The organism is Methanobrevibacter wolinii SH (assembly GCF_000621965.1).
GTDB lineage: Archaea > Methanobacteriota > Methanobacteria > Methanobacteriales > Methanobacteriaceae > Methanarmilla > Methanarmilla wolinii.
Genome location: NZ_KK211377.1, coordinates 154,118 through 178,295, shown reverse-complemented (window position 1 = coordinate 178,295; position 24,178 = coordinate 154,118). Strand labels below are relative to the sequence as shown.

At 24.9% G+C, this 24,178-nt stretch carries 25 protein-coding genes and 2 tRNA genes; 12 read left to right on the top strand and 15 right to left on the bottom strand.

The genetic code is table 11. The features are described from left to right. Nucleotides 1–255 precede the first annotated feature (255 nt). The 7 genes from T523_RS07460 (at nucleotide 256) to T523_RS07430 (ending at nucleotide 5,416) form a co-directional block, all read left to right on the top strand. On the top strand, nucleotides 256–777 hold the full coding sequence (locus tag T523_RS07460; protein ID WP_042708315.1) for a pyruvate ferredoxin oxidoreductase subunit gamma: 522 nt from the start codon (nucleotides 256–258) through the stop codon (nucleotides 775–777). A gap of 8 nt (nucleotides 778–785) precedes the next feature. After that, on the top strand, nucleotides 786–1,034 hold the full coding sequence (porD, locus tag T523_RS07455; protein WP_042708314.1) for a pyruvate synthase subunit PorD: 249 nt from the start codon (nucleotides 786–788) through the stop codon (nucleotides 1,032–1,034). A 25-nt stretch (nucleotides 1,035–1,059) separates the two neighbouring features. Continuing rightward, nucleotides 1,060–2,208 (top strand): pyruvate synthase subunit PorA, encoded by a 1,149-nt coding sequence (gene porA / locus T523_RS07450; protein ID WP_042708342.1) that lies wholly within the window; start codon nucleotides 1,060–1,062, stop codon nucleotides 2,206–2,208. A gap of 1 nt (nucleotide 2,209) precedes the next feature. Continuing rightward, a complete protein-coding gene (gene porB, locus T523_RS07445) occupies nucleotides 2,210–3,076 on the top strand; it encodes a pyruvate synthase subunit PorB (RefSeq protein WP_042708313.1) in 867 nt (288 codons plus the stop codon). Nucleotides 3,077–3,086: 10 nt separating this feature from the next. Beyond that, nucleotides 3,087–3,590, top strand: a complete 504-nt coding sequence (locus tag T523_RS07440; RefSeq protein WP_042708312.1) for a 4Fe-4S dicluster domain-containing protein — start codon at nucleotides 3,087–3,089, stop codon at nucleotides 3,588–3,590. Between the two features lie 19 nt (nucleotides 3,591–3,609). Continuing rightward, nucleotides 3,610–4,053 (top strand): 4Fe-4S dicluster domain-containing protein, encoded by a 444-nt coding sequence (locus T523_RS07435; protein ID WP_042708311.1) that lies wholly within the window; start codon nucleotides 3,610–3,612, stop codon nucleotides 4,051–4,053. A gap of 520 nt (nucleotides 4,054–4,573) precedes the next feature. Beyond that, nucleotides 4,574–5,416, top strand: coding sequence for a fumarate hydratase (locus tag T523_RS07430; protein ID WP_042708310.1), 843 nt, complete (start codon nucleotides 4,574–4,576; stop codon nucleotides 5,414–5,416). Nucleotides 5,417–5,750: 334 nt separating this feature from the next. Here the strand turns inward: T523_RS07430 and T523_RS07425 are convergent, their stop codons facing one another. From T523_RS07425 to T523_RS07385, 9 genes are all read right to left on the bottom strand, one after another. Further along, complete coding sequence (locus T523_RS07425; RefSeq protein WP_052334686.1) at nucleotides 5,751–6,533, bottom strand: phosphate signaling complex PhoU family protein; 783 nt, start codon at nucleotides 6,531–6,533, stop codon at nucleotides 5,751–5,753. Nucleotides 6,534–6,589: 56 nt separating this feature from the next. After that, nucleotides 6,590–7,342 (bottom strand): phosphate ABC transporter ATP-binding protein PstB, encoded by a 753-nt coding sequence (pstB, locus tag T523_RS07420; protein WP_042708309.1) that lies wholly within the window; start codon nucleotides 7,340–7,342, stop codon nucleotides 6,590–6,592. Beyond that, nucleotides 7,343–8,224, bottom strand: a complete 882-nt coding sequence (pstA, locus tag T523_RS07415; RefSeq protein WP_052334685.1) for a phosphate ABC transporter permease PstA — start codon at nucleotides 8,222–8,224, stop codon at nucleotides 7,343–7,345. Then, nucleotides 8,221–9,096: a phosphate ABC transporter permease subunit PstC gene (pstC, locus tag T523_RS07410; protein ID WP_042708307.1), complete on the bottom strand. Its 876-nt coding sequence runs from the start codon at nucleotides 9,094–9,096 to the stop codon at nucleotides 8,221–8,223. The genes pstA and pstC overlap by 4 nt, the downstream gene beginning before the upstream one ends. A 301-nt stretch (nucleotides 9,097–9,397) precedes the next feature. Then, nucleotides 9,398–10,225, bottom strand: a complete 828-nt coding sequence (locus T523_RS07405) for a phosphate ABC transporter substrate-binding protein (protein ID WP_042708306.1) — start codon at nucleotides 10,223–10,225, stop codon at nucleotides 9,398–9,400. Between the two features lie 505 nt (nucleotides 10,226–10,730). Next, on the bottom strand, nucleotides 10,731–11,627 hold the full coding sequence (locus T523_RS07400) for a PhoU domain-containing protein (protein WP_042708305.1): 897 nt from the start codon (nucleotides 11,625–11,627) through the stop codon (nucleotides 10,731–10,733). Nucleotides 11,628–12,177: 550 nt separating this feature from the next. Next, nucleotides 12,178–13,050 carry a hypothetical protein gene (locus T523_RS07395; RefSeq protein WP_042708304.1) on the bottom strand — a complete coding sequence of 291 codons (873 nt, stop codon included), beginning with the start codon at nucleotides 13,048–13,050 and terminating at the stop codon, nucleotides 12,178–12,180. A 329-nt stretch (nucleotides 13,051–13,379) separates the two neighbouring features. Further along, a tRNA-Thr gene (locus tag T523_RS07390) sits at nucleotides 13,380–13,452 on the bottom strand. Between the two features lie 32 nt (nucleotides 13,453–13,484). Continuing rightward, nucleotides 13,485–13,567 (bottom strand) — tRNA-Leu (locus T523_RS07385). Nucleotides 13,568–13,939: 372 nt separating this feature from the next. Between T523_RS07385 and T523_RS07380 the strand changes: the two genes are divergently transcribed. The 4 genes from T523_RS07380 to T523_RS07365 all read left to right on the top strand — a co-directional run bounded on the left by T523_RS07380 (nucleotide 13,940) and on the right by T523_RS07365 (nucleotide 17,692). Further along, nucleotides 13,940–14,116, top strand: coding sequence for a DUF362 domain-containing protein (locus tag T523_RS07380; RefSeq protein WP_042708339.1), 177 nt, complete (start codon nucleotides 13,940–13,942; stop codon nucleotides 14,114–14,116). Between the two features lie 12 nt (nucleotides 14,117–14,128). Further along, entirely contained in the window at nucleotides 14,129–14,917 is a 789-nt protein-coding gene (locus tag T523_RS07375) for a hypothetical protein (RefSeq protein ID WP_042708303.1), read from the top strand. 42 nt (nucleotides 14,918–14,959) lie between these two features. Then, nucleotides 14,960–16,240 (top strand): oligosaccharide repeat unit polymerase family protein, encoded by a 1,281-nt coding sequence (locus tag T523_RS07370; protein ID WP_042708302.1) that lies wholly within the window; start codon nucleotides 14,960–14,962, stop codon nucleotides 16,238–16,240. A 258-nt stretch (nucleotides 16,241–16,498) separates the two neighbouring features. Next, nucleotides 16,499–17,692, top strand: coding sequence for a pyridoxal phosphate-dependent aminotransferase (locus tag T523_RS07365; protein WP_052334684.1), 1,194 nt, complete (start codon nucleotides 16,499–16,501; stop codon nucleotides 17,690–17,692). A 391-nt stretch (nucleotides 17,693–18,083) separates the two neighbouring features. Here the strand turns inward: T523_RS07365 and T523_RS07360 are convergent, their stop codons facing one another. The 5 genes from T523_RS07360 to pth2 form a co-directional block, all read right to left on the bottom strand. After that, nucleotides 18,084–18,818, bottom strand: coding sequence for a hypothetical protein (locus T523_RS07360; protein ID WP_042708301.1), 735 nt, complete (start codon nucleotides 18,816–18,818; stop codon nucleotides 18,084–18,086). Between the two features lie 328 nt (nucleotides 18,819–19,146). Further along, nucleotides 19,147–19,416, bottom strand: coding sequence for an elongation factor 1-beta (locus T523_RS07355; RefSeq protein ID WP_042708300.1), 270 nt, complete (start codon nucleotides 19,414–19,416; stop codon nucleotides 19,147–19,149). A 29-nt stretch (nucleotides 19,417–19,445) separates the two neighbouring features. Then, a complete protein-coding gene (locus T523_RS07350) occupies nucleotides 19,446–19,607 on the bottom strand; it encodes a zinc finger domain-containing protein (protein WP_042708299.1) in 162 nt (53 codons plus the stop codon). Continuing rightward, complete coding sequence (locus tag T523_RS07345; RefSeq protein ID WP_232229051.1) at nucleotides 19,608–20,219, bottom strand: amino acid kinase family protein; 612 nt, start codon at nucleotides 20,217–20,219, stop codon at nucleotides 19,608–19,610. A 95-nt stretch (nucleotides 20,220–20,314) separates the two neighbouring features. Further along, nucleotides 20,315–20,653 (bottom strand): peptidyl-tRNA hydrolase Pth2, encoded by a 339-nt coding sequence (gene pth2 / locus T523_RS07340; RefSeq protein WP_042708297.1) that lies wholly within the window; start codon nucleotides 20,651–20,653, stop codon nucleotides 20,315–20,317. 355 nt (nucleotides 20,654–21,008) lie between these two features. On the opposite strand from pth2, the gene T523_RS07335 reads away from it, so the two are divergent. Beyond that, nucleotides 21,009–22,784, top strand: a complete 1,776-nt coding sequence (locus tag T523_RS07335) for a ribosome biogenesis/translation initiation ATPase RLI (RefSeq protein WP_042708296.1) — start codon at nucleotides 21,009–21,011, stop codon at nucleotides 22,782–22,784. A 296-nt stretch (nucleotides 22,785–23,080) separates the two neighbouring features. On the opposite strand, the gene T523_RS08780 is transcribed toward T523_RS07335, so the two are convergent. After that, entirely contained in the window at nucleotides 23,081–24,034 is a 954-nt protein-coding gene (locus T523_RS08780) for a CPBP family intramembrane glutamic endopeptidase (protein WP_052334683.1), read from the bottom strand. Nucleotides 24,035–24,178: the final 144 nt, after the last annotated feature.

The following is a 24,178-nucleotide window of genomic DNA, read 5'->3' as shown; positions in this document are numbered from 1 at the left end:
TTTTAAAATTTATGTTCGTCATTATAAAAAACAATAAACAAAATAATATTTTAAAGCAAAAATAACATATCTTTTTTGTTTAATTTTAATTAAAAATATAATAAAAAATATACAAAAAAATAATTTATAATGATTTTACATGATAAATATAATTAAATTTATATACTTGGTAAATTATAATAATTTATAATGATTATACATGATAAATAATTTTTACTAATCATCAAAATTTTTTAAAAAATGGAGGAAAGATAAATGATTGAAATTCGCTTTCACGGACGTGGAGGTCAAGGTGCTGTAACTGCAGCTGAAATTTTAGCAAAAGCAGCATTCGAAGATGGTAAATATGCACAAGCATTCCCATCTTTTGGAGTAGAAAGAAGAGGAGCACCAGTAGCAGCTTTCACAAGAATTGATGACAAACCAATACAATTAAGATATCAGATTTACAATCCAGATCACATTATTGTACTTGATGATGGATTAGCAAATGTAGTAGATATCTATTCTGGTATTAAAGAAAATAGTGATGTTGTAATAAATACTAAACATGATATTAATAGTGATAAAGTACCAGTATATAAAATTGATGCAACTAAAATTGCACTTGAAACTTTAGGAAGACCTATTGTAAACACTATTATTTTAGGATACTTTGCTAAAAAAACAGGTATTGTAAGTATTGAATCATTAGAAAAAGTTATTAGGGAAGTATTCCCTGGTAAAATTGCTGACAAAAACGTAACAGCTATTAAAAAAGCTTATGAATTAGAATAGGTGATTATATGAGACCATCAGTAGGATGTACAAATAATAAACCAGGTAGTACAAAAATTAACAAAACTGGAAGTTGGAGAACATTTAAACCTATTAACAATCAAGAAAAATGTGTCAAATGTAATAATTGTTACATATTCTGTCCAGAAGGTTGTATAGACACAGAATTTAATATTAATTATGATTATTGTAAAGGATGCGGCATATGTGGACAAGAATGCCCAGTCAATGCTATTGAAATGGTAATTGAAGAATAAAAAATTAAAGGGAGAATTTAATAATATGACAAAAAAAGTTATGACAGCAACAGAAGCTATATCCGAAGCTGTAAAATTAGCTAAACCAAAAGTTATTCCTGTTTATCCTATCACACCAATGACTACAGTAGCAGAACATATTGCAGATTATGTAGCTAATGGTGAATTAGATACTGAATATATTAGAGTAGAATCAGAACATTCTGCAATGAGTGCAGCAATTGGAGCAAGTAGTACTGGTGTAAGAACTTTTACCGCAACTTCATCACAAGGATTAATGTATATGCATGAAGTATTATTTGCAGCAGCAGGAATGAGAGCACCTATAGTCTTAGCAGATGCAAACAGAGCAATATCTGCACCATTATGTATTTGGAATGATCAACAAGATTCTATTGCACAAAGAGATTCTGGATGGATTCAACTTTATGCTGAAGATGGACAAGAAGCATTAGATATGGTACTTGCTGGATTTAAAGTAGCAGAAAATGAAAATGTTTTATTACCAGTTATGATAACCATTGATGGATTTATCATTACTCATACAAATGAAGTTGTTGATATTCCAGATCAAGAACAAGTAGATAAATTCTTACCAGATTATGTACCTAAATATTCTTATTTAGACCCAGAAAAACCTGTAACTGTTGGAAGTTTTTCAGATCCAAGATTTTATATGGAAGCAAGACATGCAATGCAAGTTGCAATGGATAAATCAATAGATGTATTTGAAGATGCATTTAAAGATTTTGAAGAAATCTTTGGAAGACATCATGACCTTATTGATACATATAGATGTGAAGATGCAGATATCATATTCGTTGCATTAGGATCTGTTTGTAGTACATTAAGAGTTGTTATTGATGAAATGCGTGAATCTGGAGAAAAAGTAGGACTTGTAAAAATATTATCTTACAGACCATTCCCTGGAGAAAAAATCAATGAAGCTGTTAAAAACGCAAGTAAATTAGCAGTACTTGATAAAGATATTAGTTTTGGTGTTGGTGGAGCATTATATGAAGATATGAAAACCAACGTAGACAAAGAAATGTATAACTTTATTATTGGATTAGGTGGAAAAGATATCACTCCAAGTACCCTTTATGAAATATTAGAATTAACTAAAAACCCAGTTGAAAAAGTTAATTGGGTAGGAATAGAGGAGGATGAATAAGATGGATATACCTAAAGAAGAATTATTAGCACCAGGACACAGAGGTTGTGCAGGATGTGGAGCAGCTATTGGAGTAAGATTAGCACTTAAAGCATCTGGAAAAAACACTGTTGTAATAGCTGCAACTGGATGTCTTGAAGTTATGACTACCCCTTACCCAGAAACTGCTTGGGAAGTTCCATTTGTTCATGTAGCATTTGAAAATGCAGGTGCAGTAGCAAGTGGTGTAGAACGTGCACTTAAAAGCCAAGGAAAAGAAGATACACATGTTGTAGCATTTGGTGGTGACGGTGGAAGTGTAGATATTGGTTTACAATCTATTTCAGGAGCTATGGAAAGAGGACATAATATAACATATATTTGTTATGATAACGAAGCATATATGAATACAGGTATTCAAAGAAGTGGAGCTACCCCATGGGGAGCATCAACTACTACATCACCAAGCGGTAGTGAAAGTTTCGGTGAAGATAGACCTAAGAAAAATATGCCAATGATTATGGCTGCACATGGAATTCCATATATTGCAACTGCTTCTATCGCATATCCTGAAGATTACATGAGAAAAGTTAAAAAAGCAGTAGAAACTAAAGGACCTGCATATATCCATTTAAATCAACCTTGTACTACTGGTTGGGGATTTGCTGCATCTAAAACCATAGAAGTTGGAAGACTTGGAGTAGAAACTGGATTCTGGCCATTATATGAAATTGAAAATGGTGAATTCAAAGTAACTTACAGGCCAACTGAAAGAAAACCAGTTATTGAATACTTAAAAGCTCAAAAAAGATTTAAACATTTAACTGAAAACGAAGTACAAATAATCCAAGATTATGTAGACAACCAATGTGACGAATTAGGAATCTGAGGTGAGAATATTGAAAAAAATATTAGTACAAAGAGATATTTGTGATGGTTGTAAAGATTGTGAAAAAGCTTGTGAATCATTACATGGTACCTCTAGAATAAATATTTTAGAATATGAAAATTCTTACTATCCTGTTCTCTGTCAACAATGTCAAGATCCATCTTGTGAAGTTATTTGTCCTACTGATGCAATGACTAGTGAAGGTGTTGACTCAGAAAAATGTATTGCTTGTGGTTTATGTGCATTAGCATGTCCATTTGGAGCAATTAGTATTTATGATAAAAGTTCTGAAAAATGTAATAGATGTATAGATAGACCAGAAGGACCAGCATGTATTAAAGCTTGTTCTAAAAGGGCAATTTCATTAGTAGACACTGATAAACTTGTTGAAGAAAAACGTAAAGAATATGTTAAAAAAGCATTTGGACACAGTAAAAAACAAAGAAGTGTATTAAGTGTTTTAACTAGTGGTTCTAGATCACAAAAAATACTTGATGAAAAAATTTCAAAATAATCAACAAAGGAGGATAAATATGAGAGAACTAGTATTAAATCCTGAAGAATGTGTTGATTGTGGAAATTGTGAACGTGCTTGTCCAAACAATGCAATACATCTTTATGGAAATGTTCCATTATTCTGTATGCATTGTAGTCCAGATAAAGCACCATGTCTTAAAAATTGTCCAGAAGGAGCAATTGAATATGTTGGAGGAGCAATAACAATCAATGATGAAAAATGTATTGGTTGTGGAATTTGTAGAGATGTTTGTCCAATAGGTGCAATACATATGGATGATTCCCATGCAAAAAAGTGTGATTTATGTATAAACAGAGATACACAATATTGTGTAGAATCTTGTCCTACAAATGCGTTAACTTCAAGTTCACAAGACATGATTAATAAAAAAAGAGCTAAACTTGCTAAAGAGCTTAGTTTATTAAAATCTAAAAATAAAATTTTACTTGAAAAAGAATAATTTAAATCATATTATTCTTTCCCCTATTTTTTATAAATTTTAATATATTGAAATCCTATTTTTTATATAATTTAAAAGTATTAATACTCAAGAATTAAATTTAAAAAAGTTATTTAAAAAATAGAATGATTTTCAATAAAACCTAAATTTTAATAATTAATAATTAAATACTATTTTTAAAAATAAAAACTTATTTTAAATTTATTATATTTAGTAAATTCTATTTTTCATAATAATACATAGTATTTATTTAATAAGCAATTAGTTTAGACTAAAATAAAATATTATAAGCATTATAAAAATATAAATTTATATATCAATTATAATTTTAAGAATAAAAAATAGATTTATAAAAATAAAAAACTATGAAAAAAATAAAGAAAAAAATTTATAAAAATAAAAAGCTATGAAAAGAAAAAATATAGAAACTTATTTAATTTTTTAAAAATAAAATACAAATATTATTCTTATTAAAAATTAAAATTGTACATAATTTAGATAATAATTTATTGATGATAATATGATAAGTGAAAAAACAATTGAAAATACTGTTTGTCAACTTTATAAAGAAGCAGTAAATGATCTTAATGAAGATGTTATTAAATCACTAGAAAATGCTCTTAAAAATGAAGAAGATGATATAGCTAAATTAAATATTGAAGCTATATTAAAAAATATTAAAATAGCTCACGAAAAACAGATTCCAATGTGTCAAGATACAGGTCTTGGAATAATTTTTGTTAAACTTGGAAATGTTCAAGTTGAAAATCTTAAAGAAGGAATTAAAAAAGGAGTTGCAAAAGCAACAAAAGAAGTTCCACTTAGACCAAATATTGTAAATCCATTAACAAGGAAAAATTCAGGTAATAATATAGGTGTTGAAATACCATACATTAATATTGAACTTACAGACACAGATTACCTTGAAATAACAGTGCTTCCAAAAGGATTTGGATCTGAAAATAATAATAAACTTAAAATGGCACTTCCAAGTGAAGGAAAAAAAGGAATAAAAGAGTTTACAGTCCAAACAGCACTTCAAGCAGGAGGTAAACCTTGTCCACCTATGGTAGTTGGTGTAGGTGTTGGAGGTACATCTGACTTTGCTATGAAACTTGCAAAAGAAGCATTACTTGAAGAAATTGGAAAACCAAACGAAGATCCTGAACTTGCAGAATTAGAAAAAGAAATTTTAGAAGAAATTAATGCAAATGGAAAAGGACCAATGGGGCTTGGTGGTAAAACAACTGCTCTTGATGTTAAAATTAAAAAAGTTGATACACATACAGCAGGTTTACCTATAGGTGTATGTATACAATGTTGGGCAAATAGACATGCAAGTAAAATATTAAAAGATGAATAAATTAAATTAAAATATTTAATATATTATTGCTTTTAATATATTCTTATTTTTAATATATAAAAATCAATTATCAATTAAAAAATCAGAGTATTAATTTTTATTATTAGTTTAAAATATAATCAAATAATATAAAAAAAGCTTTTATTAATACTAAGTCTGTTGAAATCTTATTTTTTATAATAATTTAAACAGTATTAATACTTAAAAATTAAATTTAAGAAGATTTATTCTAAAAATTAAAAAGATTTCAACAAGCATAAATACTTAAAAATTTTAATACTAAAAATTAAAATAAAAAAATAAAAAAAAGAATAAGATAAATATTTATCTTAAATTATTCATCCTTTTTATGAATTGGATTATGTTGTTCTTTTTCAACAAATTTAGAAGCATCTTCTTTTAAGAAAGGTTCCTCATCATCATGATGAGGTTGATTATTTGGCCTTCTAAGAGTCATCATATAAATAGTTCTAGAACCAATAGCTACTGTACGATCTGCAATACGTTCAAAGAATCTTGAAATAAAAATAATTTGAACAAAACACATAACATCATATTGTGAATCATCAGAAGCAATATACTTAACACATGAATTCAATATTTTATCAAATAAACTATCAATTTTATCATCATCTTCACTTAATTCACTAGCCATTGTAATATCATAATTTAAAAATGCACAAATAGATTTTGAAATCATTACTTGTGTATAATCTGCCATATAAGATAATTCTTCAATTAATTCAGAAGGTACTTCAAAATCATTTAATTTTTCAATAGCTTCTGCAATATTAGAATCTAAATAACCAATTCTTTTAAGATGGCTAATATTTCTTACAGTAGACTGAATATATAATAAATCAGAAGCAACAGGTTGTTCTGATGCTAAAAATTTAATACAATCTCTTTCTAAATCAAATACTGCAAGGTCTATTTCTTCACTATTAGCTAATATTTCTGTTTTAATATTGTCATTATATTCTTTTAATAATGAAATAACTAAACGAGTATTATCTACTACTTTTTGACCAATATCTTTTGTTTGTTTATATACTAATTCAATCCTATCTTTAAAATTTGAAGTTGGATAATCTTTTATAGTGTATTCTTCATCCATAAATTATAACTCCTTTAATGAAAAAATTCTATTTAATCTAAATATGAAAATATCTTCTATCCAAATCTTCCAGAGATATATTCTTCTGTTTTTTCTTCTTTTGGATTTACGAATAATTCTTGTGTTGGACCATGTTCAATAATTTGACCATTTAAGAAAAATGCAGTTGAATCTGAAACCCTTGTTGCTTGTTGCATATTGTGAGTAACAATTACAATTGTATAATCTTTTTTAAGTTCAGTCATTAAATCTTCAATTTTTAAAGTAGAAATTGGATCAAGAGCAGAACAAGGTTCATCCATGAGAATTACTTCTGGTTCAATAGCAACAGTCCTTGCAATACACAATCTTTGTTGTTGACCACCAGATAATCCAAGAGCAGATTGATCAAGTTTATCTTTTACTTCATCCCAAATAGCTGCAGATTTAAGTGCTGCTTCAACTTTTTGTTTAATATAATCTTCATCTTCAATACCATGAATTCTAAGACCATAAGCTACATTTTCAAAAATTGATTTTGGGAAAGGATTTGCTTTCTGAAATACCATTCCGACTCTTTTTCTTAAGTTAACTACATCTACACTATCATCATAAATTTCATTATTATCTAAATATACATTACCTTCATGATGAAATGTAGGAATTAAATCATTCATCCTATTTAATGTTCTAAGGAATGTTGATTTACCACAACCTGATGGGCCAATAAGTGCAGTAATTGAATTCTCAGGCATACTAAGATTAATATCATGAAGAATATGTGCATCTCCAAAATACACATTTAAATTTTCACTTTTAAGTTTATCCATTTAACGTTCCCCCATCATTTTTTCTTGATATCTGTTTACTAAATAATTTGTTATGAAAGTAATTGCTAAAACAATAACAACAAGTACTGCTGCAGTACCAAATGCATTTTGCATAGATAATCCTTCAGTTGCAAGTACATACAAGTGAAGTGGTAATGGCCTACCAGGATCTGTAATAGAAATTGGAACAGTAATTGCAGAACCCACACAGAACATTACTGCTGCTGCTTCAGATATAGCACGAGTTAAACCTAAAATAACACCAGTGATTATTCCAGGAATTGCTGCTGGTAATATTACCCCAGTAACTGTTTGCCATTTTGTAGCACCTAAACCATAACTACCTTCTTTATATAAGCTAGGAACTGAAGATAAGGTTACTTCTGCAACTTGGAAAATTGTTGGAAGTGCCATAATAGCTAATACTAAACCTCCAGATAAAACAGAATATCCTAAATTTAAGGAAATAACAAAGAATTGGAGACCAAATAAACCAAATATAATTGAAGGGATTGAAGCGAGAATTTGAGCACCAAATCTTACAATTTCTACAATTTTTCCTTTAGAAGAATATTCAGAAATATAAATTGCTGCACCTACTGCAAGAGGAGTTGCAATAACAACTGCAATCGCAGTTACATATAAACTAGATATAATCATTGGGAAAATTCCACCAGATTTACCAGAATCAATTGGATTTGAAAGTAAAAATTCCAAATTCAATGAAGGAAGTCCTTTAACAATAATATAACCAATAATAATAATTAAAATTATTAATGTTAAAAGTCCAGCAAATATAAAAACTGCATTCATTATTTTTTGTGATGTATTAGGAGATATCTTTGAACCAGATTTTTTAATCTCTTCTTCTACTGAATTCATAATGTTCCACCTCCAACATCCATTTTATATTTACGTTGTACATAATTTGTAATAAGAAGCAATATAATAATTATTATAAATAAAACTACACCAGTTGCAAATAATGCATTATAATGAAGACCAGTAGCATAACCCATTTCAAGTGCAATGTTAGAAGTTAATGTTCTAACTGGAGATAATATAGATGATGGAACTTGACTTACATTACCTGCTACCATAATTACTGCTAAAGTTTCACCTATTGCTCTACCCATACCAAGTATAATACCAGTAACAATACCAGGTAAAGCTGCAGGGAAAATAATTTTCTTAATTGTTTGCCAATTAGTTGCACCTAATCCATAAGAAGCTTCCCTATAAGAGTTTGGAACAGCTCTTAATGAATCTTGTGAAACTGAAATAATTGTTGGTAAAATCATAATTGCTAAAATAATACCTGCTGTAAATATACTAAATCCAGTACCTCCAAAATTAGTCCTAACCATAGGAACAAGTACCATTAAACCAAAGAAACCATAAACTACAGATGGAATACCGGCTAAAGTTTCAATAACTGGTTTAAGAAATTTTCTTACATTATCTGGAGCTACTTCTGCCATAAATATAGCACATAATAATGACAATGGAACAGCAAGAAGAAGTGCAAAGAAGGTTACACATAATGAACCAACAATCATCGGAAATACTCCAAATATATTATTATTAGGATCCCATTTAAAACCTAATAAAAACTTAAAAAATCCATAATCTGCAAATGCTGGCCATCCTTCAACAAAGATAAAAGCCATAATAAGAAAGATTATGAAAATTGAGAATAAAGCTGTAATTAAAAGTATACTTTTAACTCCAGTTTCTTCAGTACTATTTGCCATATTAAACCTCTTTAAACTTAACATCATAAAAAAATATGACTTAAATATCTTATAGATTTCACAATAAGAAAAAAATAGTATAATTATTAGAAATTAATTTAAGAAACCACTAATTTAAATTATTAAGTTATTATAAAAAAATAAAAAAAAATAAAAAAGTAATAATCAATGATTATTAAAACACCTTTTTTATTATTCAAACTAATGGAGAAGAATATGGTTGTTTGTTAAATAACTTCATAATAAATAACTTTTAAATTTTCAACTTATTGTTTAATAACTATCAAATATAGTCTAAAATTTATTTATTACTAGTTTTATTGTTTGATTTAACAATTTTTTCATCTTTAATAACTTTTTGACCTTCAGGACCTTGTACCCAATTTAAGAAGTCTTGAGTATCTTTATTAGGAGTTCCTTTAACTAAGAATAAGAAAGGTCTTTGTAAAGTATATGAACCATCTGCAATAGTATCATCAGAAGGAGATACACCATCAATAGAAACAGCTTTAACATCAGAAGACATATGAGCATAAGATACAAATCCTATAGCATTTGGATCTTGTTTTACAGATTGTTTAACTGCTTCAGTAGAACTTTGTACTACTGCATCAGATTTAATTTTATCATTTCCCATTACTAATTTTTGGAATGCATCTAAAGTACCTGATCCATCTTCACGACGAATAACATTAATTTTAGCATCAGATCCACCTACTTGATTCCAATTAGTAATTTTACCTTGGAAAATTTCTTTTAATTGATCTTTAGTAAGAGAGTTTACTGAATTTTTATTGTTAACTGCTACAACAACACCGTCTTGACCAAGGTTAATTTCAGTTAATCCTTGTTTTTCACTATCTTTTAATTCTTTGGAACTTGTTCCAATATCTGCAGTACCTTGTTGTGCACTTTTAATACCTACACTAGATCCCCCACCTTGAACATTAATTTGAGCATTAGGGTGAGAGACTTTATATTTCTCTACTAATTTTTCTGCTACAGGTTGTACTGAAGTAGAACCTACAATTTCAATTTTATGAGAACCCCCATTTATTGCATAGTAAGCTCCTAAAAGTACAAGAATAACAACTATTATAAGAATAATCTTTTTTGTCTTTTTTTTCATTTTTTAACACACCATTTAAAATAAAATGAAATTTAAGATGGGTTTTAGAGGAATTATTTAATGAATATATTAATAAATATAAGATAATCAAATCTCTTAAACTTCATTTAATTAAAAACATAAGATTGAAAACAATGAGTTTTTTTCAACCTCAAATAAAAATTAATTTTTGTTACATATAAATGTTATCATTTTGTGTAAAAAAATTCCCATAATGTGAAATTATTAAATAATAAGTGAAATAATATGAAAAATAATTCACATAATGAGAAATTAGAAAAAATAAAAAAAATATAAGATGAAAAAAATATAATAAAATTAAAATATAATACTAAAATTAGTATTAAAATAAAAAAATAATAAAAAAAATTCATATAAAAATAAAAATATTAAACTAAAAAATATAATAAAAAATAGACAAAATGTACAATAATTTAAGAATAGTAAAAATATATTAAAAAATATCATTCAAAAATAAACTAAAAAGGTGATAAAATTAAAAAAACTAAGAATCTTCCCTAAATGTACGAGGAGTAATTGTACGTGGAATATTCTTATGAAATTCACCAGCAGTATCTGATATTTCTACAGAAATATCACCAATACGTTCAAATGCTTTAACAACACGAGATAAATAAATATAATAATTAGAACGTTCTTTATCATCAAATGAAGTTTCCGCCATTTGAGTAGCAATTTGACCAATAGAAACTTTCTGTAATTCATGAATATGTTCTTCTAAATCCATAATTTCACCTTTAAGTTCAATATTACCACTTAAAAATGCATCCATAGAATATTCAATCATTTTATCATTAATTTGATACATTTTTTTAATATATTTCAACATTTCTTCATCTGCTTCATAAACATCATTAACAACAAATTTAGCAATATGACCACAATAATCTCCAATACGCTCAAGATCATATGCAACTTCATTATAAACAACTGTTTTTGAAAAATGAGATTGTTGATTAATACTTACAACGGTCTCAACAGATGTTCTAATTTTTTCAAACATATTATTAGTTGTATAATCCATTTTTAAAGCATCTTCTGCTTTATCATAATCATTACTTAATAAAGATTCAACAGATAATTTTAATTGATTTTGAACATGCTCCTTCATACTATTTAACATACCAGTAATTAAAATATTACCAGAATGTTGAGAAGAGTTTACACTATCATCAAAATTTTCAGCAATTTTTTCATACTTATCTAAATCAATCATATATGCTCTTTTAATTGTTCCATCATTAATTAAAGGTCTAATTAATTGAGTAACATAACGACGTGTGATTCCTAATTTATCTGCAATCTCTTGTTGAGTAGATGGATTTTCATATAGTATAATATCTAAAATATCTTTTAGAGTTCTATTACCTTTAGAAACCATACTTTCACCTCTTATATATTATGAAAAATAAAAACCTAAAAAGTTCATATAATAGGAACTAATATTCACAATTATATTTATAGAATAAAACATTTAAATCTTATCATGAATTTATAAAAAATATTATAAAATTTTTAAATTTTTTAAAAAAATATTAAATAATATAACAAAATTTAAATAAAAAATAAATTTAAAAAAGTTTTCTTGAAATTCTATTTTTTATAATAATTTAAATAAAATATTCATACTTGAAATTTAAATTTAAGAAAATTAATTCTAAAAATTATAATAATTTTAAGATATCTAAAAAAATAATAAAAATAATAATCAAAATTAAAAAGATATAAAACCCAAATTTAATTTAAGTAGAATTTAAATACTTTTAAGTTTTTTAAGCAATAATAATAAAAATAGTATTTATTTAAATTAAACCTAATTTAAAACTTGTTTTGATTTTATAATAATTAAGAAGCTAAAAATTTAAATAAATAGATTTTAAAAAAAAGTTAATATCATGAAAAAATAAAAAATAATAGATAAAATTAATTAGCTATTTTTTCTTATTTGAAAAGAATTTTAAAGAATTTGATGATGAGTTAATTTTTTCATCTTCATCTCTATAATAAGAATGAATATTTTTTCTAATTGGTTTATTATATCTTCTATTTCTTGGATTATCATATTTAAAATCTTGTCTAGGTCGATTATATTCATAATAATCATCATATTCTCTATGACTATAAGGCTCATCATAATAAATATCTTTTTCATATCTTCTTTTAGGCATATTTGGACGATAAACTTTAGAAGAAAAATTCCTATTTCTTGAAGAAGGTTTCTCAGATTTCCTCAAAAGAATTGAAAATATTACATAAATTAATATTAATGATATTAATAATGAAATAAAGAAACCAAGTTTTTGAATTACAATTCCAATAACATCAGATATTGGATTATTTAAATCTATTAATCCCCATGCTAAAAGTAAAACTCCACAAAAAACAAGTAAAAAACCATTTACTTTTTTAAGAGTTTTAGAATCAAACATTGGATAAATACCTAAAATAATCAATCCAAAACCAATAACTCTAAATAGATTACCACTAGTAACATCTTCAAGTTTCATGAAAACTAATGAAAATCCAGAACTAAAGAATGTAAATATATAACAAATTTCTATTAATAAAATAACTACTAATGGAAATATGTAAAATAGTTCTAAATCTAGGCGTGGTTTTGAAATATCAATATTCAATCCACCAGTTTCTTTATGTTTTTCATCAATATAACCAGTTATAAAGTTATAAAGAACTGATGAAAATACAGAACCTACAACAGTTCCAGATAAACCAAATTTTGCAGTTAAAATAGCGACTAGACCGGAGACAATCCCTGCCCACATAATTTTTTGATGTTCAACCAAATAAATCACTTCCGAATTTATCACTAAACTTAATAAACATTCTAATTAAAAAATAAACAAAACAAAATATTTAAATAAATTATTTATTTTTTAATTAAAACCCTTAATTAAATTTGATTCTATATTGTGTTTTTAAGTATAATAATATAAAAAACTTTCTATAAGTTAAAAAATAGATAATAGAATTTAATAAAAGTAAAGTTAGTTTAAAATTAGAATAAAATAGCTAAAATTACTTTAAAACTAGAATTAAATAATTAAAAAGAATTAAGAATTTACTAAAAATAAATTTAATAATAAAAATAAAAAAAACTAGAAACAATTATAAGAGCTTTAGGGGGGATTCGGACCCCCGACTTCCACCTTACCAAGGTGGCGCTCTACCAGCTGAGCCACTAAAGCATTGAAAAAAATAAAATCACAAAAAAGTTCAGTGCAAGGGAAGGGATTCGAACCCTCGAAGGCCTACACCAGAGGATCTTAAGTCCTCCCCCTTTGGCCGCTCGGGCACCCTTGCATACAGTATAATTTTAGTAATAACTACTATATAAATGTATCGTTTTTTACTAAATATTACTGAGAAAAAACTAAAAGAAATATTTTAAAAAATACATTTTCCAAAAAAGTACAAAATATACTTTGTTAAAAAAACTATATAAATCTTAAGATATTTAAAATAGTAATTCATATAATATTATGTATGTCATAATATAAAAAGTATACGATTAAACTAGTATATTTTTTATAAAAAATTAAAATATAAAAAAATAAATCAATATATTTAATATTATTATATAAAATTATTAAATTAGAAATCAAATAATAATTATTATATAATATCTAATTTTATAATATATTATAAAAATTAAAAAATATAGGTGTTAAATTGATTATAATAGATTCTGATGAATGTGGAGTTTGTGAAGATTGTATTGATGTTTGTCCAAACGAAGCAATAGAAAAAAGAGCATTTAAAGTAATTGTCCATAATGAACTTTGTGATGACTGCGAAGAATGTATTGAAGTTTGCCCTACTGGTGCAATATACATTGATAAAGAAGAATAAAAGGTAAAAAATATGAAAAAACCTAATTTTTTAAAAAAACTTACAATAATTGATTTTATAATAATTATTGTAATAATTTTAATAGGATGTATTGCTATTTTACATATCTCCCCTGGTTCTAATCAATCTGATTCATCATCTTATGATTCATCAAGTTTTGATAAAGTAAATCAAAAATATTTATCTTTTTATGATGAAGGAGAAATTGTTAAAACACAGATTAATGGTATAAATGCAAGTTCTGGAAATAATTTAAGTATTCAAGGAACTGTATTATGGTGTGACGATGATTATGATAATAAAAATATAAGGGTTCTCGTAGATGATAATGGAAAAAAATTACTCGGAGGAACTTATAAAAACAATCCTGATGGAGATATTTATATTAATCAAATGACATTAGAAGTTGATGGAAGTAAAATAAATAATATTACAGAAGTTAAACTAGATCCAATATCTATTAATAATTTTAATGAATTAAATAAAGGACTTGAAAACTATACAAATTATGAAGTATCAACAAAAATTTCAATAAATAATATAGACATGATATCTTGTCAAAATATAGAAAACCAAGAAATTAATATCAGTAAAAAACCATGTATAAGCTTATTAAAAGACAATCAATTAAGAGTTGTAAGAGCAAATAATAAAGACTTAAATATAGCAAATCAAAATTACAAATCATTTGAAGGAAAAACTTCACCTATTACAATAAGAATATATAATTGTACAGATGATGAACTAAACACTATTAAATCTAATTATCATATTATTAATATAAAACATATAAATAGCTAATATTCATTAAAATAGAAATAATCAATAATAAATGAGGATAATATGAGTTATATATATTCAATTATTGCAAAATTATGTAAATTTATAGAACATAGAATAAGAGAATCTTATATTTTTTATATAATTCATAGTATCTTCTTATTTTTTGACAGACAGTGGGAAAAAAGCATATTAAGAAATATTTACCCAAAACAAAATAAAGAATTTATAAAAAGTAATATACTAAAAAATGAATTATTTAATCCACTTATTGTCATATTTTTATTTAGTCTATTTTTAATACTTGGATTAAGAGCAATGTCTTATTCTTTAACAATAAATATAATAATAGCATTCTTATCATTTATTATAGGTGCAAACTTAATTCCAAAACATTTTTTTAATAAGAATAAAAAATTCTTAAAATTTAATCCAGAAGATATTTATTCAATAGGTTTCTGCTTATTAATAATTGGAATAATATTTTTCTTTATAAATATTGCTTATCTTAAAGGAATTCCTCTTTTACATCCAACATTAAGATATAAATTAGTAGCAGCATTAACAATGCCTGTATTTTTAATTATTCCTGGAATAGGCATTATGGAATCTTACTATATTCATCTTAAAACAGAAGGTAAACTTACAAGATCACAAGTAAGATTTAGATTTTTAGTCTTAAATATAATAGGAATAATATTACTTCTCGTTTTAGCATATAGAACACCAATACTTGCATTATTATTAATAATGATAATAATAGGATATTATGGAGATAGCGTTTCTATAAATGAAGTAATATTAGTTGGTATAATAGGACTTTTAGGTTTAATTGGACTTGGATACATGCGATCATTAAGTGAGATGTTAATTACAAGTAATACTAATCCTTTTTATACCTTAGAAAGTAGGGCCACATTTACATCTAATGTACTTGACTTATTAACTTTATTATCTGGAAATTTTGGTTTAATGCATGGTGGTTTTATTTTAAAAAGTTTACCTGGAAGTGATTATGGACCTAGAATGATGGTTGGACAACTTTTAAATTGGAGAAGTGGAGTTACAATTACACCAACAATTATAGGCCCTATGTTAATAGATTTTGGAAGAATAGGTGTAGCAATAGGAATGTTTTTTATTGGACTTATTTTAGGAATTGGATATAAATTGTTAAAAATAAGTAAAAATTATTTTTATATTGGTTTATATGCTCTTTTATTAACATATACAATACTTGGAATTGAAACTGGAATATTAGATATACAAGTTCTTATTTATTTCTTCATAGGAATTTTAGTATACTTAGCTAATATAATAGCTTATAAAAAACATTTAATATAAAAATTAATAAATAAAGCAATAATAATTATAAATTTATAAATTTAGATGATTAAATTAAATATATAACATCTATTATTAAATTAAAGAAATATATTTAATTAAATTAAAATTAAAGAAATAAATATATAAATAATTATATTAATAAGGATTTATAAATATAAGAAAGTTGAATATTTTATACTAATTATATTACAATTGAAAAAATATATTTTATTTTTCAATAATTATTATTTTAAAAAAATTAATTTTTGTGATAGAATGCAAAAAAATAATACAAAAGGACACAAAATCAGTGTACCTGAGAAAAAATATAAAAAAACTCCTAAAATTCCACCAAAAGGATTTAAGAGTGCAAATGACTTTTTCAATTATACATTTGAAAACAAAGATTTAATATGGATGGGTCAAAATACAAACCATTTACATGATGAAAACATCATCAATGATGCAATGATTAAATGTATTGAAAGTAAAGAATATTGCAAATACCCAGCTCCAGAAGGATTTCCGGAATTAAAAAGACTAATTTTAGAAGATTTAGATTTAGATCCTGAAATTATGGATGTTTATGTTTCAGCAGGAGCTACAGAATCTTTACATTTATGTATGCATAATATATTACAACCAGAAGATAATGTAATCACATGTGATCCTGGTTACTTAATTATTGGTTCTTTTGCAGAAAGATTTGCTAAAGAAGTTAAATATGTACCTATATATAATAAAGAATGTAATTATAAATTAACTCCAGAACTTATTAAAGAAAATATGGATGAAAATACAAAAATTATAGTATTAATCGATCCATTAAATCCACTTGGAACTGCATATACTGAAGAAGAAATTAAAGAAATTGCAAAAATTGCAGTTGAAAATGATATCTTTTTAATACATGATGTTACATATAGGGATTTTGCAAGAAAACACTATCTTGCTGCAAAATATGCACCAAATAATACTTTAACAATATATAGTTTCTCAAAAATATTTGGTATGGCTGGATTAAGAATTGGAGCAGTAGTAGCACCAAAACCACTTATTGCATCAATTAAAAATGTAGTTGTAAATGATTTAGGTGTAAATATAATTGCACAAAAAGGTGCAATTGCAGGACTTAAATCTAAACCTGAATGGATTGATAGAATAAGAGAAATCACTTTCAACAACCAAAAATTAATTAAAGAAGCTGTTGATAAAATTGATGGTATTTTCCTTCCAGTTTATCCTGCAGATGCAAACATGATGGTTATTGATTTAACTGATACAGGTATTAAAGCAAAAGATTTAGCTAACTATCTTCTTGATAAAGACATATTTGTAAGAGAAGGAAATTATACAAGTAAAAAATATGGAGACAGATATTTACGTATTAGTTTCTCAATACCAACTGAAGAAGTTAAAGTATTTTGTAAAGAACTTCCTAAAGCAATTGAAGCTCTTAGAACTAAATAATTTTTAAATTTTTTTTACTATTTTTATTTAATATAATAAATTTCTTTAATTATTTTATACCTAATTTTAAACCATAAAAATACTTAACACAAAAAACTAATTTCAAATAAACCCCAAAAATATACTTAACACAAAAAAACTAATTTCAAATAAACCCCAAAAATATACTTAACACAAAAAAACTAATTTCAAATAAACCCCAAAAAACTAAATCTAAATAAACCAATAATTACCTAAAATAACTAAAAAACAGCAAAACTACAGAAAATTTAGGGTCTGTTAAAAACTATTTTTTATAAAAATTTAAACAATAATTAATACTTTAAAATCAATTTTAAGAAAGTTTATTTTGATGATTTCAACATAGCCAAAATTTAAAAAAATAAGATATTTAAAAAATAGATCCATGTGACATTTTTTTCAATTTCTTATCATATTTTGATTTTATTGAATCATAATCCTTATCAAAGAAAGGACACCTTTCAATACAAATCTCACATTTTTCATGAAATCCAATACATTTATCTTCAATAAGATTTCCTTTATGATCAAATGCATTTTCTGGACAATATCTATTACATTTACCACAAGTCATACAATATTCAATAACCCAATTAAGACCTTTACCACGTACTTTAGGTAAATTAGAAATACTTGTTGCAATTGCAAATATTTTAGGTGCAGGTCCTTCTTTAAATATAACAGCTTTACTTCTTCCAATTATTCCAGTTTTAGAATCTTCAGCACATTTTTTAATTTCATTTTCTAAATCAATTGAATCTATAACTTCTGCAAAAAAATTATTTTTTCTTAAAAAATCAGATAATTTATAAACATTAAGTATTTTTTCATTAAATTCATCAACTAATCCTTCTTTTTCATAAAATTCTGTTTTTAATCTTAAAAAACTAGAATCTAATTTACATCTAAGAAGAATTATATTATTTGATTCATTAGGAAATTTATCTTTGATTCTGAAATTAATATTACTATAACTTATTCCATTAAATCCAAGTTCTTTTGCATAATTTTCAAATTCTTCTAATAATTTTTCACTTATTTCAGTATCAAAATCTTTTGGGTTTTCTACTTTTGATTGGTCACTTATATTTAATTCTCCAAACATATAATCCGACTCTAATAAATTATTAATATTAAACTTATTAATTATTTAATTATTATATAATCTAACATAATTAAAATTTTAGTTTTTGAAAAAAAGTTTAAATAAAGTATATTTAAAAAAATAAAGATAATTAAATAAGTATAGAATAAATAAAAAGAAAAATGACCATGAAAATTAAAAAGATAAATCAAAAAATAGTTATATTAACTAAAAGTATTGTTTTAGCAATTACGAATAATATAATGAAATCATATATAATATTAAATTAAAAATATTAAAAAATAAAAAATCAATGAAATTAAAAGAATTAATAAATTCCATATGGAATTTACATTAATCTTCTAATATCAGTCATTTCAGTACTTGCAACATTATTTAAAGCACCAATAGCTTCTTCAGTAGGGTCAGTTCCACCTTCAGCATCTTCAACAATAAAGACAACATTTAATGCAACTAAACCAAAAGCAATAGGTTCTTCAGTAATTTCATGTAATTCTGCATTTTCAGGAATTACATTTTTAATATCAGTTTTTAAAGCTTCTAAATCCACTTCTGGACTTTCAGGCATAACTTTTAAAGTTGCTGCAACTTCTCCCATAATATCTCCTCTAATAATAATAATTAAACTTAAGGTCCTTCAAAACCACAGTCACAAACATAAGAGTGACCAAAAGTACGACATTTTTCACATCTTGCAATTACTTTTCCACATACTGGACATTTGAATTGTACAAATGGTTCTGTTTGTGGAATTTCTTGTTTACATGATTGACATATAATTTTTTCCATTTAAACACCTTTAATATACGTATATTTAAAATTGTAATCTTTGGGATTTTTATTATTAACTATAACATATACCCTTTCTGGATATTTCCCATTTACAATAAAACAATCAGCCCCGAACTTAATTAATAACGAAGGAAGCATTAAATCTATTGATGTTTCATCAAAAGTTAGTAGTTTTTTTGCATCAATTTTTTCAATGAATTTTGAACCTTTCGTTTTAGGTTTTCGGGTATATATACCATTTACATTTGTAACTATTAAAAGTTTTGCATTTAGAAGGTATGCTATATAAGCAGATATTGAATCAGAACTTACATCCCAAGATTTTTCAAATGGTCTATTTTCTTTTAAAATTCCACTACAAATAAGTATTGGTATATTTCCATTATCTGATATTTCTTTAGCCTTTTTTATAGAATATGCAATATCACAATGATTTACTTTATCATTAAGTAACTTTGAAATAATTGTCATGCATTCAATAGCAGTTTCATCACTTACTTCAGGAGAAAAATGTTTATTGTTATCATATTTACGTATAAGATTTGCAAATTCACCACCACCTGTAACAATAAGCGAATTTGTTCCTTTTAGCTTTTCTGCTACTTTAATAGCATCAGATGGAAAAAGACTCCCTCCAATTTTTACAACCCACTCAATAATAATATCACCATATTTTATAATATTTTAAAAACTTAGATTAAAATTTATAATAATTTTAAATCACCAGTAATTTTATCAATAATTTCATCTTCATCAGGACCAATACCTAAACAAGTAATTGTAGATTCCGGTATCTGTGTCCTACCTGCATCAGTAATTAAACAATTTGAAACATTATTCCTTTTTGCAATTTCTTTAAGTTCAAATAAATCTTCTACTGAAGAAACTTTTAATACAACTTTAGCACATGCTTCATTTTCCCATTTTCTTATTTTATCTTTATCAGTTTTTTTATATGATCCAATTGCTGCATGACAACATTGTGCAGCTATTTTTCCTTTACCCATTTTTAAATCAGTTCTTACAACAATAGCTTGTTTCATTATATCTTCCTTAAATCATTTTAAATAGAAAAATAAACTATAAAAATAATATTTAAATTAAAAATCAATCTAAATAATATAAAAATAAAAAATTAAAAAAAACTTCAATTATAATAATAAAAATAATTAAATTTAATAAATAAAATTTTAGAATAAATTCCTCAAAATTTAATGAAATTTTTATAAAAAACTTTTAATTTTTTATATTATAATTTATATAAATTAATATATTATATTTAAGTTGATAAAATTTTTTATAAAGACAAATAACAAGAAAAATATTAATTTAAATAATCAACTTATTTTTATAATTATTTTTATTATTATATTAATTTTATTTATTTAAGGAGATAATATGAGTCGAATTTCTATATTAGACCAGGAAAAATGTCAACCAAAAAAATGTAATTATGTTTGTATTAATTATTGTCCTGGAGTCAGAATGGAAGAAGATACTATAACTATTGATGAAGAAACAAAAAAACCACTTATTTCTGAAGAATTATGTGAAGGATGTGGAATCTGTACTAATAGATGTCCATTTGATGCAATATCCGTAATTAACCTACCTGAAGCACTTGAAGACCCAATCCACAGATATGGACAAAACATGTTTGAATTGTTTCATTTACCTACATTAAAAGAAGGAACTGTAGTTGGTTTACTTGGTCAAAATGGTATTGGAAAATCTACAATTATGCGAATTTTATCTGGAGAACTTATTCCAAATCTTGGAGATTGGGAAAGTAAAGCAAGTTGGGATAATGTTATTGAATATTATAGAGGTTCTGCACTTCAAGCTTACTTTAAAAAATTAGCAAATAATGATATTAAAGTTATTCACAAACCACAAGCTATTGAATATTTACCAAAAGTAGTAAAAGGTAATGTAAATGATTTATTATCTAAAGTTGATGAAAGAAACCAATTAGATTATGTTGTAGAAAATCTTAATTTAGAAAGTGTTATTAACAGAAACATGTCTAAATTAAGTGGTGGAGAACTTCAAAGAGTAGCAATTGCAGCATCTATACTTCGTGAAGGTGACTTCTATTATTTTGATGAACCTACTTCATGGTTAGATGTAAAACAAAGACTTAATGCTGTAAAAGTAATAAGATCACTTGCAGAAGCAGGTAAATCTGTACTCGTAATTGAACACGATTTAGCTACATTAGATGCATTATCTGATAATATACATGTTTTATATGGTAAACCAGGAGCTTATGGTGTAGTATCTGGTATGAAAGGTGTAAGAGTAGGTATTAATGCATATATAAACGGTTTTTTAAAAGAAGAAAATATTAGAATGAGAAAAACACCTATTGAATTTTCAATTCGTCCACCAACACCAGAAGATGAAGGTGAAACATTAAGTTCATACAATGATTTAACTAAAGAATATAAAGGATTTAAAATATCTGCAGATGCAGGTGAAATTTACAAAGATGAAATTGTAACTGCATTTGGTTCAAATGGTATTGGTAAAACTACATTTGCTAAAATGCTTGCTGGTGAAATTAAACCAACAAATGGTAAAGTAGATACTGAAATTGAAATTGCATATAAACCTCAATATATTGTAACTGATTTCAAAGGAAGAGTCCAAGATTATTTATATATGAATGTTCCAGAGTTTGGCTCAAAAATATTTGAAAGTGAAATAGGAAACCCATTACAACTTAAAGATTTACTTGACAAAGATGTAGAACATTTAAGTGGTGGAGAACTCCAACGTCTTGCAATTGCAACTACATTATCAAAAGATGCTGATTTATATTTATTTGATGAACCTACTGCTTTCTTAGATGTAGAACAAAGATTAATTGCAGGAAAAGTTATTAGAAAAATTATTGAAAGTAAAAATGCTGCAAGTTTAATTATAGACCATGATATAGTATTTATTGATTATATATCAGATAGAGCTATGGTATTCAATGGTAAACCCGGTATTGAAGGTCATGTATCTAAACCTACTGATCTTAGAACATCAATGAATAAATTTTTATCTGATTTAAATGTTACATTTAGACGTGATAAAGAAACAAAACGTCCACGTGTAAATAAACTTGATAGTTATCTTGATCGTGAACAAAAAGAAGCTGGAGAATATTACTACCTTAAATCTTAAGTAATATTCATCTTTTACTACTTTTAAAAAATAAAATAATAAGTCAATTTTAATTATTAAATTAAAACAAGCATTTAAATTAATAAAATATTTTTTTAGTTAAAAATTAAAATTTTTAAATTATATAATTTTTTAAAGAAAATAATTATTAAGAAACAAATATAAAAAACTAATTTTTAAAAAAATAATAGATTAATGAAATAAATATAAAAAACTAATTTTTAAAAAAATAATAGATTAATGAAATAAATATAAAAAAACTAATTTTTAAAAAAAAAAAAATAAAAAATAAAAGATTAATGAAATAAATTCATAATCCAAGGAATATTTAAATTTAATATTGCAATTACTAAACCAAATATTAAGAATATAATTATTCCAAAATTGTTAAAATATAAATTACATAACTTTTTATTAGATATTTTTAAATCATATTGCTTAAAATTAACTTTATATAAATAATATACAAAAAATCCAATAGATAAACACATTATTATAAATGCAATTAAATTATAAGATTTAACAAATAAAGGATTAACACCAACTAATGATGGAACAATTAAACCTAAAAAATTTGCAATTTGATGCATTGTAATTGTATATAAAATATTTTTAGTTTTAACATAAACATGAGCAAGTACAAATCCAAATAAGAATACTCCTAAAAATTGATAAAAATTCATATGATAAATCATAAACATAAATGCTGAACTTAAAACTGCAAATAATTCACCATATCTTATCGTTCTATCAATAAGAAATTTACGGAAAAAATACTCTTCAAAAATTGGACCAAATAAGACACCATATAAAAATGTTCCAATTAAACCAGAAGATTGAAATGTTTGAAGTGGATTTGTAACTGTTGGAACAAAGATATTTTTTATTATATTACAAATAAAATACCCTAAAAGCATTAATCCATAACCCATAATAAGATAATAAATATATTCAGTTAAAGATAATTTATTTTCTTTCTTAAAATTATCAGCTTTAGGTATTTTCTTAATAGAATAATATAGAATAATAAATCCAAATATAAAACCAAAGAAATTAAATAATAATAAAATATCATTATTTCTTACTGGAAATACACTTAACAATAGTGTTGGAACAAAAAACATTATCAAAAGCAAGAGAAAATAAGAAACCCCAACTTTTGATAATGTTGTCTTCTCCTTTTTATAATCGATTTTAGGTTTGGAATCAACAGTAAAATTTAAATCATTTGAATTATTTGTTTCATCCAAAATTTTACCTCCATTAATTATATGTAAAAAATACATTACATATTATTTGTTTCTTAATATATAAGATTTATTAAAAAACTTTAAATATCCTTAAAATAATAAAAAACTATTTAAAATTAAAAATATGAAAAAATAAGAATAAAA